Here is a 16,996-nt window from a genome sequence, read left to right as displayed (position 1 = left end):
TTCCCTGCTTTTTTTATAGGAATTATTTAAATTTTTAATTAACGATGAATGTGGTTAACCACATACCTGCAAATGCAGCAGCTATTCCCACGATTACAGAACTCATGACGTACAATACTGCCTGCATTCTTTTATGCGCTCTTATAAGCTTCATCGTCTCATATCCAAAAGTAGAAAATGTCGTATACGCTCCGCAAAATCCAATGCCGAGCACTGCCCACCATAACGGCGGCAACAGGCCCTCCACGGTGAGCACATACAGTATCCCAAGCAGCAAGGATCCGCTGATATTAATCACCCAGGTACCCCAAGGAAACGATGATCCTGCAGCGGCTGCCTTACGAGTGATGATTTTCCCAAGCGCATACCTGAGTATCGCTCCTGCCATGCCCCCTACTCCAGCAGCCCAGATCATATTGTGTTCTCCTTCCGTGATGCCTTGCCTAACATCCATTTGCCCCATCGGATTCCTATCTCACTCATGAATATTCCGATCGCTACACTTAGAACCACATACAATACTCCAAGCAACAGCTCACTCATGCCGGCTAATCGGACAACATCCACCGTAAAGGTAGAGAACGTAGTAAAAGCACCGGTAAATCCGGTGCCAATACATAACCTCAGTTCGGGCCCGATGCTCCATTTACCTGGAGTAACTGTGAAAAACCACCCCAGAAAGAAGCAGCCTGCCATGTTAATCAGCCATATAGCCAGAGGAAATAAACCTTCTTCCGGTTGAATCAAATCCTGTACCCCATACCGAGCTGCCGTTCCCACAAATCCGCCGATACCAATGTAAATAAGCTCCCTCATCCTCTTTGATTCCGGATTCTTCTCCGCTCCTGATTCAGCTTAATTTTGGATTCATTGCCTTGCTCCGTTGCTTCGTAAAAGATCTCATCCTGAATCTCCTTCGGCAAGTATTGCTGCTCTACATAATGCCCCGGATAATTGTGTGGATATTTGTAACCCACATGTCCAAGCTGAACAGAGCCTTTGTAGTGTCCGTCTCTTAGATGGAGAGGCACTTCCGCTGATTTTAATTCATCCATCGTAGCCATTGCTTTCGCTATAGCAGTGTACACTCGGTTTGACTTTGGACTCTCGACCGCGAACAGGATGGCCTGCGCAATGTTCAGCTTGGCCTCCGGCCAGCCGTTGTTGCGGTAAGCCTCAAGGGCAGATACAGCCTGTACCATCGCCTGAGGATTAGCAAGACCAATATCCTCGCTTGCCGCGGCGATAAGCCTGCGTATGAACGTCATCGGGTCCATCCCCAGCTTCTCTACCGCATACAAGAACCAGAAGAGAGCCGCGTCACTGGAGCCCCGAATGCTTTTGTGAAAGGCAGACAGTACATCGTACTGTGTTGACTCATCTGCTTTGACAATGGGACGACGAATCGATTCCTCGGCTACCGCAAGGGTAATATGAATCGTACCGTCTGGCTCAGGCGGCGTCGTCAGCGCGGCAAGCTCCAGAGCATTCAGCGCCCTTCTAATGTCTCCGTTTGCCATGGAAGCGATATGAAGAAGGGCATCCTCATCCGCTTCCAGCTTCATATACCCGAGTCCTTTCTCCGAATCATGTAGAGCACGCCGCATGGCGAGGAGTGAATGCTCCTTGGTCAGTGATTCGAGCTGGAACAAGGTTGAACGGCTGAGCAAGGCTCCATTCACATAATGAAAGGGATTCTCTGTCGTTGCACCGATGAAGATAATGGTGCCCTTCTCCACCGCGGGCAGCAAAGCATCCTGTCTAGAGCTGTTGAAACGGTGTACCTCATCCAGGAAGAGGATCGTCTTCGTGCCGTACATGGACTTATTATTTTGGGCCTGTTCAATGACCTCTCTGACATCTTTTACTGAGGCATCGACTGCATTCAGCCGGACAAATTCTCCTTGGGTATGGTGAGAAATAATATGTGCGAGTGTCGTTTTGCCGCAGCCCGGAGGTCCGTATAGCAGGATGGATGAGACCTGATCTGCCTCAATCGCCCGTCTAAGCAGCTTCCCGGGTCCGACAATATGCTCCTGACCTATATATTCATCCAGGCTCTGCGGACGCATGCGATCAGCAAGCAGCCGCGCCTTCGGCTCCGCATCCTGACTGTATGAGAATAAATCCATCATTTCACTTCCCTTAAATTGTGCTTACCCTATCATAACACATGTCCTTCCTGTTCCTGATTTAGGAGTGACACACTTGTAATTTTAATCTTAGGTCCGTACTGCTTGCGGATGACTTTTCTCGCTTCGATGGCGGTTCTGGCTTTGACGATGATTTCCTTGAATTGATTTTCTTCCGTATCAACGACAACCACGTACCTTCTCGCACCGCATTTCATAAATACCACCTCCATGAAGCTTTAAACTTCTCATTTTCAAAAATTCGATTTTTCAGTCCTAAATCCTTTATCGGAATTAATTATGGTAAAATCTAACTATCCCGTTGTTACTCACGTTTCTCTATATAGGGAGGTATGCACATTGGTTAAACGAACGTCCGCGGCCAGTCTGCTTACGCTCACTCTGGTTATTTTCGGCGGAAGATTCTTCTTCACTTATAAACTGGACGGTCATATTTTGTATACAGAGTATGCAGTATGTCTGCTTGTCACCATCGGTGTGCTTCTGTATGGTCTTATTACCGAGAAGGTCCAGTTTAAGAAGAAGGGCTTCGCAGAAAAAGAGTTTATGAACCTGCCTCTTCCTAATAAGATCACTTTATCAGTCTCAATTATCATGATACTCGTGAGCATTAACTCTATATATTTGGAATTGAAATTCCCTTTGCCCGATATAGAAGGATTTGAAATTCCATCAAAAAGAAAATGGTTCAACATCTTGATTCGTATATATGTGATTGTGGTTGCCGCCCTGACAGCTATTCGTTCATATCTCGTGCTTCAGAGGCACTCTCGGGCATTGAAACAAAAAGAAAACAACAAGGAGGATGCTGACCATCTCTAAGAAAAACTTGGCTTTAATTATTTTTATCTTCTGCTTTGCTGCTAGTCTGTTCAGTGTATCATTTTTGCAATCGGACGGTCCCTTATGGGATTTTCCAATTATTTTAATCGCGTTAGCCAGCTGTAGTTCATTCCTATGCTATTCCATTCTGGAGTTTCGTGAGCTGTTAAACGATAGAGATGAGGACAAAATCAAAAAATTCAAATCCGACACTTATTATACTTTAATTGTATCCATCATCTGTCTCCTGCTTTATATACCCAGGCTTCAGGACGATCTTACTCCAGAAGTGTTTTTTGGAGGAAGAGTAATGCCCATTGATTGGGACTCAGCACAGTTAAAACTTCTTGGTATTATCTTTTTCTCCTTGTTCTTGTTACGGTCAATCGCTGGACTATGGGTTCTGAAAAGGCTCAAACAGAGTGTATCTCGAACATAGAGTAAATTATCAACAAATAGAAAAAGGAGATCTGCATGTCTAAGAAAACGATAAGCATGGTTCTTTATATTGTAGGAATTGGTATATTCCTCATCCGTACGTTCGTTCACGAGGCTGACCGTCTAATTAGTCTTGATTTTGTACTTCTCACTTTATTTACCGCAGGTGCAGGGGTCTATATGATATGGCAAGAGAAGCATGAGCTGCTGGGCAGTGTGACGGATGAAAAGCTGCTCAAAATGCGAAGGGAATATCTCTTCGGCTTGTTCGGTGTCGCTTTTGTAGTGCTTCTTCAAGTTAATATGCTGTTTAATGAGCTGAATCCCAGACCTAGAACAAACGGCATACCAAGACCTGTCGATTGGGCCTCTGTTCAGATCAAAGTCTTTACCACCATCTTATTTACTGTAATGTGGGTTCGATATATTCTCGGATACTTTATTCTCCGAAACAAAAAAGCCGAGAACACATAAGCACATCCAAATCACGGGTGCGTCTTACGGTCCTCAACTTGATTAACTGCAAGCCCTACTCTGGCCAGCCTTTAACAACTACCTCATCATTATCCTGCTCCACGTAGTGAGGCCGGTCCTCACCATTCATGAGCCACAGCTCATGCAGTGCACGCGTACAGCCGACATATAAGAGCTTGGCATCCCATGCACTGCTGCCATAATGAGCTTGATCCGCGTCGGCAACAATGACGGCATCGAACTCCAGTCCCTTGGACAGATACACCGGAAGCACTGAATAACCGCCCTCATATTGCTTCTTGCCGTCATCGATCAGATTAACCTCCAGCCCTTCTGACCGAAGCCGCTCATGCAAAGCTTTGGCTTCCCGCAGAGTGCGCGTCAGGATGGATACCGTCCGGTAGTCCTTGCCAATGAGCGTCTCCATTGCTTTTTTCAAGGAAGCTTCTCTTCCCTCTTGTCCGTAATCAATGAGCCGAACACCGTCTCCACTCCGGAACACGGGTACAGCGGTGATGCCGCTTTGAACGCCTTTTTCCAGAATCGTATTAGCAAACTCAATGACTTCCATCGTAGATCGATAGCTTCGGGTCAGCGCAAAATAATCATTATACTCCGGTGCAAAAAGTGAGCTCATTTCCTCCCACTGATGCACGCCTCGATAGGCATGAATGCCCTGGGACAAATCGCCGAGGATCGTAAAGGAGTGCCCTTTGACGAACAGATCCAGAAGTGCGATGTGAAATGGAGAGAAATCCTGCGCCTCGTCAATGACCACATGATCAAAGCGCTGATTACCGTCCACCTCATGCACCAGTACATGCAAATAAACGAGGGCCGGAAGGTCCTCTTCGCGAATGACATTGTTCTTCAGATCAAGAGCTGTCGACTTCAACACAGACTTTGGAATCTGGCTGACGACTTCCTCTGGCATGGGGCTTGCACCTTTGGCTGCTTTGAAGATCTGTTTGTAGAGTGTAAGCGGCTCATATTTCGGCCATTTGTTGCCATAAGCCTTCTCGCGTGCCGATGCCTTCTTCTTCCATTCTTTAAGAACGGCGGCCGAAGGCGCCTTTTTGAGCTCCATTTCAACCCAGCGATGCACCCGGGCCATGACTCGTTCTTTGCGCTTCGCGAGAGGGTAAGGCTTATACTCTTCCTCAAACCACTTCACAATCTCTGCCCTCGGAAGCACTGCGCCGTCCCAAGGTGAGAAGTCCATGTCCGGTACCGAGCTGATCTCCATCCTCTTAATGCAGTCACGGAGAATTTCCATAAATGCGATAGATCCCTTAAACCGTCCTGGTACTTCCTCCGTAATCTCCGGTAATTCTCCTTCACCCTCGAACCAATAAGACAGCGTTTCTGCAGGATCGGCCAGCCTCAGCTCCAGGTCCAGCAGATTCATAGCCCAATCCGAGAAGGTGCTCTGCTGAATATCTCCCACACCGAGCTCAGGCAGTACGTTTGAAATGTAATCCAGGAACATATTATTGGGGGCAAAAATAATCATCTTCTCTGCCGATACCTGCTCCTTGTACTGATACAGCAAAAAAGCAAGGCGATGCAGGGCTACGGTTGTCTTACCACTTCCTGCGACCCCCTGAATAATGAGCGCTGTATTCCGGGCGGCCCGGATAATCCGGTCCTGCTCGGCCTGAATTGTAGACACAATGTCTCGCAGCTTGTTGTCCTTATTCTCTCCAAGTCGATAGACGAGGAACTCATCGGATACGGCAGGCTGGTCACTATCCCGATTATAGGTGTCGGCCACACGCTCAAGAATCTGCTGGCGAATCACGATATTCCGCTTCAAATAAACGAGACCTTCAATGATGCCTTCCGGCGATTCATATTCTGCGGGTCCATCTCCACCGGTAAAAGAATAAAAGAGACTCGCCACTGGCGCCCGCCAATCAATGACCAGCGGCTGATCTGTGTATTCTTCACGATCTACGCCGACTTTGCCAATGTATAACGGTTTTGAACTGCCAGTGCCGAGCTCTTCAAAATCAAGACGTCCGAAATAGGGCTCCTTTACGCTCTTGGAAAGTCTTTGTCTGCGTTCCTCTCGTCCCGCCTCCAGTACCTGCTCCGTAAAGTCATGCCCAGTATATACCGGAACCGACTGAAGCCTCGCAAGCTGCTGATCGACTTCCTTCATCGTATCTTTAAGCCTCTGCTCCTCTTCTTGATAGGCACTTTGAATCGTGTCATCCATAGTTCAGTTACCTCCTAAGAATTATTTTGCAGCTCGGACGTATCCGTACAGCAAAAGGAGTACTAATATACCACAAAAAATAAAGAAAAGCCATTCATTTCCGGAGAGGCCTGGTGGAATACACGGTCTGTGTTATAACAGAGCATACACTACAAAATTGAGCAGGAAGAGCACGGCTATGAAATACATAACCTTAGGCACTTCCCTTCCTTGACCGGCCGCCAGCTTAGCAACGGGATATGCAATGAATCCAAATGCCATCCCATCGACTATGCTATACGTGAAGGGAATCATCACCATAATCAGGAATGCAGGAAAGGCTTCGGTATAATCCGAGAATTTGATATCCTTAACGCTTTGCACCATCAGACCTCCGATAATGATCAGAATAGGTGCAATTGCACTGTCCGGTATGAGCGTTAATAATGGGATGAACAAAAATGTAGCTCCAAACAATACCGCTGTCGTGAGCGGCGTAAGCCCGGTTCGTCCCCCCGCAGCGATTCCGGCCGTTGTCTCGGCTGCTGCGACTACAGGACTTGTACCGAATATTCCGGCAAACACATTCGTAATGGAAAGTGCCCGAAGGCTTCCTTTAAATGTTTCCGGACGCTGAGTAATGTTCGTATGAGAGGCAATGAGGCCAATATTTTCAAATACAACAATAAGCAGCAGCAAGAAGACCGCTATCCAGAAGGATAGATTCACCAGCCCTGTAAAAGACAGCTCCCCAAACAATTGTCCATACTCTCGTATGGGTTCCGATGCGGACATCATTTGAGATGGGGCTTCTGCGGCACCAAGTACATAGGCCAATATCGTACCTGCAACCATGCTGATAAGAAGACCGCCCTGCACATTTCTGACGAACAACACAAAAGCTAGCAGCAAGGTAAGACAAGCCGTCAGCACCCCGGGATCATCAAAATGGCCGATCGTTACAAAGGTCGTTTGATGCGCGACAACAATCCCGCTTTTTTGAAGACCGATAAAGGTCAGGAATAATCCGATCCCTACCGTAATGCCATGCTGTAAATTGTGAGGAATTGCTTCACTAATCACTTTATACAGGTTCGTAAAAGCGACAATCGCAAAAAGAATGCCCGTAATCGTGACCACCGCTAATGCTTCCTGCCAAGTTAATTTCATCGAGTGAACCAGTGTATAAGCAAAAAATGCGTTAATTCCCATTCCTGGAACTACGATAATCGGTGATTTGCCGATAAACGCCATAAATAGACAGCCAGCAATTGAGGTTAACAAGGTTCCCACCATCGCTGCCTGCAGCGGCATACCTGCATCCGCCAGAATAGAAGCATTGACCATTACAATATAAACCACAGAGAAGTAGGAGATGATTCCTGCTCCAAATTCTTTCTTGAGCACATCTCCTTGTCTCATTCCAACCCATCGGAACAGACTTTTTTGTTTCATAATACGCTAATCCTCTTTTCCTTCACTTCAGTTACAGTTATCAGATATCCATATAAATACTCAAATACTCCATACAAAGAAAAAAAGCGTGAATACCATACGCTGGTATCCACGCGGGAACAAGTTTATCTTGTTCAGTTTGTGCTCATTTTAAACCTAAACCTGAAAGCATCGGCTTAAGCTTGCTTCTTATTCTCGGCTAGCAAATCCTTGATAGCTTCACTGACCATGATAAGTCCTGCGACAGGAGGCACAAAAGCATTACTTGCAGGCGGCTGTTTTGCTTTACGGATCTCAGGTGCATTTTCCGGAACAATCTTATCCGTTACATCCTGACGCGGCTTCATTGGCTGCTCTGTTGAGAAGACGACCTTTACGCCTTTCTTAATCCCGTGCTCCTTGCGCAGTTTGTTACGAATGACACGAGCAATCGGATCCATGGAGGTCTTGGAAATGTCGGCGACCTGGAACTTGGAAGGATCCATTTTGTTAGCAGCTCCCATGCTGGAGATCATCGGAATTCCTCTCTCCATACACTCCTTGATTAAATGGATCTTGTAAATAATCGTATCAGAGGCATCCAGTACATAATCCAGCTCGTATTTAAACAATTCCTCGTAAGTCTCTTCTGTATAGAACATATTAAGGGCAATGGCATCGATGTCCGGATTAATCAGCTTTACCCGATCTACCATCAGATCTGCTTTCTTCTGACCAATCGTGGTCGTTAAGGCATGGATCTGACGATTGATATTCGTAATGTCGACGACATCCTTATCAATCATAATAATCCGTCCGACACCGGTACGAGCCAGAGCTTCCACGGCCATTGAGCCGACGCCCCCGATGCCGAGAACAGCAACGGTGCTGTTCTTCAGCTTCTCCAGGCCTTCTGGTCCAATCGCAAGTTCCGTTCTTGAAAATTGATGTAGCATGGTGACAATTCGTCCCCCTTACTTAGTTCTTTTCCGCTTTGGGCTTGCGAGAAACGCGGATATGAAGCTGTTCCAGCTGCTTCGTATCTACTTCCGACGGCGCATTCATGAGCAGGTCTGTAGAGCTTGCTGTTTTCGGGAATGCAATCGTTTCACGGAGGTTGTTACGTCCTGCAAGCAGCATAACCAAACGGTCGAAACCGAAGGCGATACCGCCATGTGGAGGCGTGCCGTATTCAAATGCGTCCAGCAAGAAACCAAATTTATCGTAAGCTTCTTCCGTGGACAGACCCAGCGCACCGAACATTTTCTCCTGTACATCCCGCTTAAAGATACGCATGGAGCCGCCGCCTACTTCATAACCGTTCAGTACCAAGTCATAAGCCTGAGCACGAATCTGACCCGGATCGGTTTCGAACAGGTGCAGATCCTCTTCCTTCGGACGCGTGAATGGATGATGCTCTGCCACATAACGTTTCTCGTCTTCATCGTATCCAAGGAGTGGGAAATCCACCACCCAAGCAAATTTAAACTTATTATCGTCAATCAAACCAAGCTGACGGCCGATTTTCAAACGCAGTGCGCCCAACACATCTGCTACTACTTTTTTATTGTCAGCTGAGAACAGAAGCAAGTCTCCGTCCTCTGCACCTGTACGTTCCTTGATTGCTTCGATTTCTTCAGGTGACATGAATTTCACGATAGGCCCTTTGAATTCGCCTTCTTTCACTTGAATCCAAGCCAGACCCTTCGCCCCGTAACGTGCTGCATAAGGTCCCAGATCATCGATTTCTTTACGAGTCCATGTTCCGCAGCCTTTGGCGTTCAAGCATTTAACCTCTCCGCCTTTTTCGATAACCGAAGCAAACACTTTTACTCCGCTCGTGCCAACAATATCGTTCAGCTCGACAAGCTCCATGCCGAAGCGCAGATCCGGTTTATCTGAACCATATTTACCCATGGCATCCGCATAAGTAATACGCTGGAACGGAGTTTCGATCTCGACTCCTTTGGTTTCGCGGAACAATTTAACCATAAGCTCTTCCATCATTGGCAGCAGCTCATCCTGCTGAAGGAAGGAAGTTTCAATGTCGACCTGCGTAAATTCTGGCTGACGGTCTGCACGAAGATCCTCATCACGGAAGCAGCGGGCAATTTGATAGTAACGCTCTAGACCGCCTACCATAAGAAGCTGCTTGTATACTTGTGGTGATTGCGGCAAAGCGAAAAATTCGCCTTCATGCACACGGCTTGGCACCAGGTAATCCCGTGCACCTTCCGGTGTACTCTTTGTCAGAATTGGTGTTTCTACTTCAATAAACTCTTTCTCATCCAGGTAATCACGGAATACCTTGGCTGCTTTGGAACGCAGACGAAGCGTTTCCTGCATTTCCGGACGACGCAGGTCCATATAGCGATATTTCAAACGAAGGGATTCATCCACTTCAATTCCGTCTTCAATAAAGAACGGGGGTGTTTTAGATGCATTCAGCACTTCAATCTCTGTAATTTGTACTTCAATCAAGCCTGTTGGCAGGTTCGGGTTAACCGTCTCTTCCTCACGCTTGACTACCGTTCCTTTCACTGCCAGAACGTATTCACTGCGGACACGGTCAGCAATCTTGAGCGCTTCGCCGGAGTAATCCGGGTTAAATACGATCTGCACGATGCCGCTGCGGTCACGCAGATCAATAAAGAGCACGCCCCCAAGGTCACGGCGAGTCTGTACCCAACCGTTTAGTGTAACTGTTTGACCGATGTGCTCGGTCGTGAGTGTTCCGCATTGATGACTTCTTTGCATCTTCATTCTCCTTTGTAATCAAAAATTTATATAAAATGTTTAGGAAACTTTTTAAAATCACCCTCCTAAATCCTCCCTGACAGGGAGGACCCCAGATGGCGCCTGCCCTCTGGACACCCGGAAGCTGCAGCAGATGCAACAGTTGGTGGAAGGTGAAAAAACTTACGTTGGTGGTGGGAGCGCTACTGTCCGTACCTTTTCCGCTTTGCTGCAAAGGTACGGACCACGCTTCACTGCGTCCCAAAAGCGTTTGTAAACCCCTTTAGCCTTCGGCGTGACTTGCACTGCTTCGCTTCATGCAAGGCAAGTGCGCTTAAACCCTGGTAGCCTTCGGCATGGCTTACATTGCTTCGCTTCATGCAAGGCAAAGGCGCGTAAACCCTGGTAGCCTTCGGCATGGCTTACATTGCTTCGCTTCATGCAAGGCAAAGGCGCGTAAACCCTGGTAGCCTTCGGCGTGGCTTGCATTGCTTCGCTTCATGCAAGGCAAGGGCGTGAAAACCCTGGTAGCCTTCGGCGTGGTTTGCATCGCTTCGCTTCATGCAAGGAAAGTGCGTGAAAACCCCTTAGCCTTCGGCATGTCTTACACCGCTTCGCTCGGTGCAAGCGGAAGCGCTGCTATTCTATTGCAGCGCGGAGACCAGGTCGGCGAGCTTCACAACACGCTGCTCGCCGTCTTGCATTGACTTGAGCGTGATCTCTCCCCGCTCAAGCTCATCCTCGCCAAGAATCGCGGTATACCGCGCTTTCAGGCGATCGGCTGACTTCATTTGGGCCTTCATCTTCCGGCCCAAATAATCGCGCTCTCCGCTGTATCCAGCTTGGCGCAGTTTAAACAGCTGCGCTGTCACCTCGGCCTCAGCAGCTTCGCCCAGGGCAACAAAATAAACATCAAGCGGCTTCACCGCATCAAGCTCCACTCCCTGCTTATCCAGAATCAGCAGGATACGCTCAAGACCGATACCAAAGCCGATACCCGGCTGATCCGGGCCGCCAATACCAGCTACAAGCCCGTTATAACGACCACCGCCGCCAATAGTGTCAATGGCGCCGATTCCTTCTGCTTTCAGCTCGAACGCAGTCATTGTGTAATAATCAAGTCCCCGTACAAGACGATGATTCAGTGTATAAGGAATTTCCATGCTGTCTAAATATGCTTGTACCTTCTTGAAGTGGTTCGTTTCTTCCTCACTCAGGCTGTCCAGAATAGAAGGCGCGTCAGTAAATTTATCCTGATCCACCTTACAGTCCAGCACACGCAGCGGGTTCCGATCCATCCGGGATTGACAATCCTTACACAGCGATTCTCTCATCGGATTAAGGAAGGCAAGCAGGGTCTCGCGATATGCAGCCCGGCTCTCCGCATTACCAACGGAGTTCAGCTCCACGGTAACGCCCTGAAGTCCCAGCTCCCGGCAAAATTGATATCCAAGTGCAATCACCTCTGCGTCAATCGCAGGGTCTACCGCACCGAACGCTTCCACTCCAAACTGGTGAAATTGACGCTGGCGTCCAGCCTGCGGCCGTTCATATCTGAACATCGGGCCTGTGTAATATAGCTTCGTTACATCCGGCTCTCCGTACAGCTTGTTCTCCACGTAGGAACGGACAACTCCTGCTGTTCCTTCCGGTCGAAGCGTCATGCTCCGATCGCCCTTATCTTTGAACGTGTACATTTCTTTCTCTACAATATCGGTGGTTTCTCCTACACCCCGTTCAAACAGGTTCGTCTGCTCGAATATCGGTGTGCGAATCTCCCGGTAGTTAAACCGTCCGCACAGCTCTCTTGCCTTACTCTCAACATATTGCCACTTTTCTACCACACCTGGCAGCAAATCCTGTGTCCCTGTCGGTTTTTGAAAAGCCATTCTTCATCCCTCCATCACTTTCCAATTCTTCATGAAATGGAATCAAAACAAAAAATCTCCCGCCCTGTCTCATACATGAAACAGGGACGAGAGATTGCTAGAAGCATATCTACCGTGGTACCACCCACATTCCGAACAAAGATTAGATTACTGCTAATCCTTCGTTCGCTTAAGGCGTGTAACGCTCGCCAGCGCGGTACGGCTAATCACCCATTGCTTTCGCCGCCCGTTCTCGAGGAAGTCATTCGTCCGGTCATCATGAGAATCCTTCCAGCCTAAGGGATTCATCTCTAAGCATGTGGGGCACGGAGTACTTGGTCCTGTCATCAAATCACATTATATATCCTTATATTATTGTTCGATTGTAATGAACCCATACATTAAAGTCAAGCATTTTACAAAAGAAAATAACATGCGAGGTAAACTAATTCCAGAAAAAAGACAGAAAAAAACCTACAAAAACGGTTTGTAGGTTCAAAGTATATATTAAAAAAGGGGGTCATGCTGTTATTATAAACAGCATATATTAATAATTGATGTTGTTAATATTACGAGTGTATTACAATTTTGAAAGCGCTTTAACTCACTTGGTCTAAAATGTCTCATTCCATAAACCGTTACACAAAGTTCCTGCGGATTCCGCATCAATCCTTCTGTAAAAGCTTGCTCTTGCATATATCATTAAAGATTACTCATCGATTTCCACATATCCGCCTTTAGAGCGAATTTTGTTTACGACTTCCTCGTATTCTTCATCCTTTACCTTCACAGATAATACATAATGGAGGTTGTCATAGTCGTCAGTAAATACATCCTCCGCATTCAGCAGCCCGCCTTCCCGATTTCCATTGCGATCTGCCGCTGTTGGTTCATCCGGATTACGATCTGACACAACGGGAACTATACCCTCCGTTTGTGTTCCAGCTGCTGTGCCTACAGCACCGGTTGTATTAACCCCCCCTACGTTGTTATAGGGAACAAGAGGAATGAGAATTCGATTTGATCTCCCTATGGAAGAATCCAGTTCACCTACCTCCAATTGCTCTGTAGCAAACGCATGTAGGGAGATTCTGGCACCTTCTGCATCATCCTCGGTTCTGAAATACGCTTGTATTCTCTTCGACATGACAAACCCTCCTTATTAAAATAGTTAGTTCATTGTGTTCTGAAGCACGACATTGAAAGTCAGCTCCATTTTATATCGCTTTTAGTATTTCTCGAACAAATGCTGGTTCATCCTCAGGTGTACGGGATGTAATGAAATTACCATCTACAACGGCTTCCTCATCGCGGAATTCAGCACCCGCATTAATCATATCGTCTTTGAGCGGTGGATAAGAAGTAACGGTACGTCCCTTCAACAGATCCGCGCTTGCCAATATTTGCGGGCCATGGCATATCGCTGCGATTGGCTTCTTCGCCTGATTGACCTCGGTAACGAAGGTCAGAATTTGATCATTCAAACGAAGATTTTCTGGTGAAGATCCACCCGGAATGACGACGGCGTCATAATCAGCTGCACTGACCTCCGTAATGGCTTTCTCGATGGTGTACTCTTCTTTTCCTTGTTTCCCTTTCACGGTAGCTCCTGCTTCAAGGCCGATAATCACGGCTTCATGTCCTGCTTTTTTTACCTCATCGTAGGGAACTTTCATTTCCGAGTCTTCGAATTGGTCTGCTAACAAAAATGCTACTTTACTCATTGATTATCGTCTCCTTTCAAGGCAATAGCGCCTCGAGTATTCATTACCCTGAATGACCTGTTTTATAACATCCACCGCAAAAATCTCTATATCCATAAAAATTAAATTTATAAGTCATCAAATGAAAAAAACTATCTCCTTGAGAGAAGTTCTCGAAGAAAATAGCTCTAAGATCGCGGCAGCCGGATTCTGACCGGCTTATCTGTTGTTGTTGTTTCATACAACGAGATTGTTTTGGTTGCTGCTACATTGGCCAAATTCATGGCTTCGGGTACACTTCCCGGCAGAAGCAGCATAGACACATTCATGTTCATTTGCTTTAGAGATTGTCGCATACCAAAAAGACACCGTCCTCACTAGGCTTATTCATTACCTAGTATGTCCCGGTGTCTATGGAATTAATCTGATGTAAACCTACGAAGTCGAGTTAGACCTTGCTCTCCAAGATCAGCGTCACAGGGCCGTCATTATTCAGCGCAACATCCATCATCGCTCCAAATTTCCCTGTCTCAACGATAAGCCCCTTGCTTCTAAGCTGCTCATTAAAATACGCATACAGCGGCTCTGCCACATCAGGCCTTGCCGCAGCCATGAAGTTCGGTCTTTTTCCTTTACGTGTATCTCCATACAGCGTAAATTGCGACACGGATAGGATGGCACCGCCGACATCCATAATGCTATTGTTCATTTTTCCGGCTTCGTCCTCAAACACACGCAAACCGGCGATCTTTTCGGCCAAATAGTCAGCATCCTTCAGTGTATCCTCATGCGTTATACCAACAAGCAGCATAAATCCTCTATTTATCTGACCGACAATCTCTTGATCTACAGTTACTTTCGCTTCGCTTACGCGCTGCAATACCACTCTCATGTTGATCTGTACTCCTTATTGCATAATCCGATGTACAGAATATACATCTTTAACTCGCTTAATTCGCTCTACAACCGATTGCAGATGATCCGTATTCCGAATCAGAATGGTCATATGAACCTGAGCAAGCTTATTCTTATCTGTACGCCCCGTAACAGCAGATATATTCGTCTTACTTTCGGACACGGCCTGAAGTACTTCATTAAGCAGCCCATTCCGATCATGTCCAGTAATCTCAATATCGACGCTGTAGCTCGCCGTTTCATTCTCGTTCTCCCACTCTACTTCGATCACACGTGCCGCTTCTTCCCCTTCGAGGTCTAATGACGGAAGATTCGGGCAATCGGTACGATGGACAGAAACCCCGCGCCCGCGCGTAACATACCCTACAATTTCGTCACCTGGCACCGGATTGCAGCAGCGTGCAAATCGCACAAGCAAATTATCAATGCCTTTGACTTTAACACCGTTGGTATGCTGAGCCTTTCGCTCAGGAGCGGCCTTAATTTCCTTGCGTTCTGTCGTAAGCTCAAGCAGGCTTGCTTCCTCCTGCTCTTTCCGGAGCTTCTCTGTCAGACGTGTCACGATTTGGGATGCAGTAATACCGCTGAAGCCAATCGCAGACAGCATATCGTCAATATCGTTAAACGCGAAACGTTTGCAGACCTCCTGCAATTTGTCATCCGTAAGCCATTGAGAAGGCTCGAGGCCAATCCGTTTCAGCTCACGTTCAAGGCTATCTCGACCTTTTTCGACATTTTCTTCACGTTTTTCTTTCTTATACCACTGTTTAATCTTACTGCGTGCATGAGAAGATTGCGCAATCTTCAACCAATCACGGCTAGGACCATACGAATGCTTGGAAGTCAAAATTTCAACTATATCGCCGGTCTTGAGCTGATAGTCCAGTGGTACAATTCGTCCATTAACTTTAGCTCCAATCGTACGGTTACCTACTTCTGTATGAATCCGGTAAGCAAAATCAAGAGGCACTGAGCCTGCAGGAAGCTCAATGACTTCACCTTTTGGAGTAAACACAAATACAAGATCCGAGAAAAAGTCCATCTTCAAGGATTCTACAAACTCTGAAGCATCCTTCGCTTCATTTTGCAGCTCAAGAATCTCTCTGAAGAACGTAATGCTGTCCTCTAAATTATTGCCTCCGCCTTCCTTATACGCCCAGTGGGCAGCAATACCGAACTCTGCTGTGCGGTGCATATCCCAAGTACGAATCTGAACCTCGGTCGGTTCTCCCTTTGGACCTACTACGGTCGTATGCAGAGACTGATACATATTGGCTTTGGGCATCGCAATATAATCTTTGAATCTTCCAGGCATCGGCTTCCATAAGGTATGGATAATTCCGAGGGTAGCATAGCAATCTTTAATATTATCAACAATAATTCGAATAGCGAGCAGATCGTAAATTTCGTTAAACTGCTTATTCTTGCTCGTCATCTTCTTATACACACTGTATATATGTTTAGGGCGTCCGGACAGATCGGCCTGAATTCCCATCTCACCCAGCTTGTCGGATATCCGATCAATGACATTATCAATATATTGCTCGCGTTCTGCACGCTTCTTGTGCATCAGGTTAGCAATACGATAGTACTGCTGCGGGTTCAAATAACGGAGTGCAATATCCTCCATCTCCCACTTAATCGCCGAGATCCCGAGCCGGTTGGCAATCGGACAGAAGATCTCCAAGGTTTCATACGAAATACGGCGTTGACTTTCTTCGGACTGAAATTTCAACGTACGCATATTGTGGAGACGGTCCGCCAGTTTAATGACAATGACCCTGATATCCTGAGCCATCGCAATAAACATCTTTCGGTAGTTCTCGTTCTGCTGCTCCTCTTTTGAACGGAATTTAATACGCTCCAGCTTCGTCAAACCATCCACCAGCATGGCGCATGTATCTCCGAACTTCTCTTTGATCTCGTCCAGTGATACCGTAGTGTCTTCAACGACATCATGAAGCAGGGCAGCAATGATTGATATGCTGTCCATCTGCATGTTCACCACGATATCTGCAACAGCCAGCGGGTGCAATATATACGGTTCACCCGATTTTCTCGTCTGTCCGTGATGAGCTTTTTCAGCAAAGTCATAGGCTTCACGGATCCGGGTTAATTCGGGTTCTTTGATATAGGCTCCAGCCTTTTCCAGTAATTGCTCTATGCCCATCTAATCTTGTCCGATTCCTTTCTATAATAAAATGGAACCCGCCGATCTTACATCTACACAGGTTCCCCGAAAAAGTGATTTTA

Annotated in this window: 16 protein-coding genes; 2 read left to right on the top strand and 14 right to left on the bottom strand. The window is 46.9% G+C overall.

Features of this window, described 5'->3' with window-relative positions:
• Positions 1 to 34: 34 nt before the first annotated feature.
• From crcB (BLW49_RS13515) to BLW49_RS13500, 4 genes are read right to left on the bottom strand one after another with little or no spacing between them, the layout of a single operon-like run.
• On the bottom strand, positions 35 to 415 hold the full coding sequence (crcB, locus tag BLW49_RS13515) for a fluoride efflux transporter CrcB (RefSeq protein WP_090725129.1): 381 nt from the start codon (positions 413 to 415) through the stop codon (positions 35 to 37).
• Complete coding sequence (gene crcB, locus BLW49_RS13510; protein WP_090725127.1) at positions 412 to 816, bottom strand: fluoride efflux transporter CrcB; 405 nt, start codon at positions 814 to 816, stop codon at positions 412 to 414. The genes crcB (BLW49_RS13515) and crcB (BLW49_RS13510) overlap by 4 nt, the downstream gene beginning before the upstream one ends.
• A complete protein-coding gene (locus BLW49_RS13505) occupies positions 813 to 2,132 on the bottom strand; it encodes a replication-associated recombination protein A (protein WP_090725125.1) in 1,320 nt (439 codons plus the stop codon). The genes crcB (BLW49_RS13510) and BLW49_RS13505 overlap by 4 nt, the downstream gene beginning before the upstream one ends.
• Positions 2,133 to 2,164: 32 nt before the next feature.
• Positions 2,165 to 2,350: a hypothetical protein gene (locus tag BLW49_RS13500; RefSeq protein WP_076313473.1), complete on the bottom strand. Its 186-nt coding sequence runs from the start codon at positions 2,348 to 2,350 to the stop codon at positions 2,165 to 2,167.
• A gap of 142 nt (positions 2,351 to 2,492) precedes the next feature.
• On the opposite strand from BLW49_RS13500, the gene BLW49_RS13495 reads away from it, so the two are divergent.
• Both BLW49_RS13495 and BLW49_RS13485 read left to right on the top strand, forming a co-directional pair.
• Positions 2,493 to 2,975 carry a hypothetical protein gene (locus BLW49_RS13495; protein ID WP_090725124.1) on the top strand — a complete coding sequence of 161 codons (483 nt, stop codon included), beginning with the start codon at positions 2,493 to 2,495 and terminating at the stop codon, positions 2,973 to 2,975.
• Between the two features lie 474 nt (positions 2,976 to 3,449).
• Positions 3,450 to 3,887: a hypothetical protein gene (locus BLW49_RS13485; protein ID WP_090725120.1), complete on the top strand. Its 438-nt coding sequence runs from the start codon at positions 3,450 to 3,452 to the stop codon at positions 3,885 to 3,887.
• A gap of 55 nt (positions 3,888 to 3,942) precedes the next feature.
• On the opposite strand, the gene BLW49_RS13480 is transcribed toward BLW49_RS13485, so the two are convergent.
• The 10 genes from BLW49_RS13480 to BLW49_RS13440 form a co-directional block, all read right to left on the bottom strand.
• Positions 3,943 to 6,108, bottom strand: coding sequence for a HelD family protein (locus tag BLW49_RS13480; RefSeq protein WP_090725118.1), 2,166 nt, complete (start codon positions 6,106 to 6,108; stop codon positions 3,943 to 3,945).
• 132 nt (positions 6,109 to 6,240) lie between these two features.
• The gene (locus tag BLW49_RS13475; RefSeq protein ID WP_076313478.1) at positions 6,241 to 7,542 is read right to left on the bottom strand and encodes an NCS2 family permease; all 1,302 of its coding nucleotides are present in this window, start codon (positions 7,540 to 7,542) and stop codon (positions 6,241 to 6,243) included.
• A 176-nt stretch (positions 7,543 to 7,718) separates the two neighbouring features.
• Positions 7,719 to 8,477 carry a tRNA threonylcarbamoyladenosine dehydratase gene (locus tag BLW49_RS13470; protein ID WP_076313479.1) on the bottom strand — a complete coding sequence of 253 codons (759 nt, stop codon included), beginning with the start codon at positions 8,475 to 8,477 and terminating at the stop codon, positions 7,719 to 7,721.
• Positions 8,478 to 8,499: 22 nt separating this feature from the next.
• A complete protein-coding gene (gene aspS, locus BLW49_RS13465) occupies positions 8,500 to 10,278 on the bottom strand; it encodes an aspartate--tRNA ligase (protein WP_090725116.1) in 1,779 nt (592 codons plus the stop codon).
• Positions 10,279 to 10,901: 623 nt separating this feature from the next.
• Positions 10,902 to 12,146: a histidine--tRNA ligase gene (gene hisS / locus BLW49_RS13460; RefSeq protein WP_090725114.1), complete on the bottom strand. Its 1,245-nt coding sequence runs from the start codon at positions 12,144 to 12,146 to the stop codon at positions 10,902 to 10,904.
• 688 nt (positions 12,147 to 12,834) lie between these two features.
• Positions 12,835 to 13,272, bottom strand: coding sequence for a hypothetical protein (locus BLW49_RS13455; protein ID WP_076313482.1), 438 nt, complete (start codon positions 13,270 to 13,272; stop codon positions 12,835 to 12,837).
• 70 nt (positions 13,273 to 13,342) lie between these two features.
• Positions 13,343 to 13,849 (bottom strand): type 1 glutamine amidotransferase domain-containing protein, encoded by a 507-nt coding sequence (locus tag BLW49_RS13450; protein WP_047913318.1) that lies wholly within the window; start codon positions 13,847 to 13,849, stop codon positions 13,343 to 13,345.
• Between the two features lie 167 nt (positions 13,850 to 14,016).
• Positions 14,017 to 14,184, bottom strand: a complete 168-nt coding sequence (locus BLW49_RS28795; protein WP_177178738.1) for a hypothetical protein — start codon at positions 14,182 to 14,184, stop codon at positions 14,017 to 14,019.
• Between the two features lie 92 nt (positions 14,185 to 14,276).
• The gene (dtd, locus tag BLW49_RS13445) at positions 14,277 to 14,720 is read right to left on the bottom strand and encodes a D-aminoacyl-tRNA deacylase (RefSeq protein WP_090725112.1); all 444 of its coding nucleotides are present in this window, start codon (positions 14,718 to 14,720) and stop codon (positions 14,277 to 14,279) included.
• 15 nt (positions 14,721 to 14,735) lie between these two features.
• Positions 14,736 to 16,913, bottom strand: coding sequence for a RelA/SpoT family protein (locus tag BLW49_RS13440; RefSeq protein WP_076313484.1), 2,178 nt, complete (start codon positions 16,911 to 16,913; stop codon positions 14,736 to 14,738).
• Positions 16,914 to 16,996 lie beyond the last annotated feature (83 nt).

Source organism: Paenibacillus sp. PDC88, from assembly GCF_900106725.1.
Lineage (GTDB): Bacteria > Bacillota > Bacilli > Paenibacillales > Paenibacillaceae > Paenibacillus > Paenibacillus shunpengii.
This window is presented reverse-complemented; position numbering and strand designations above follow the sequence as displayed.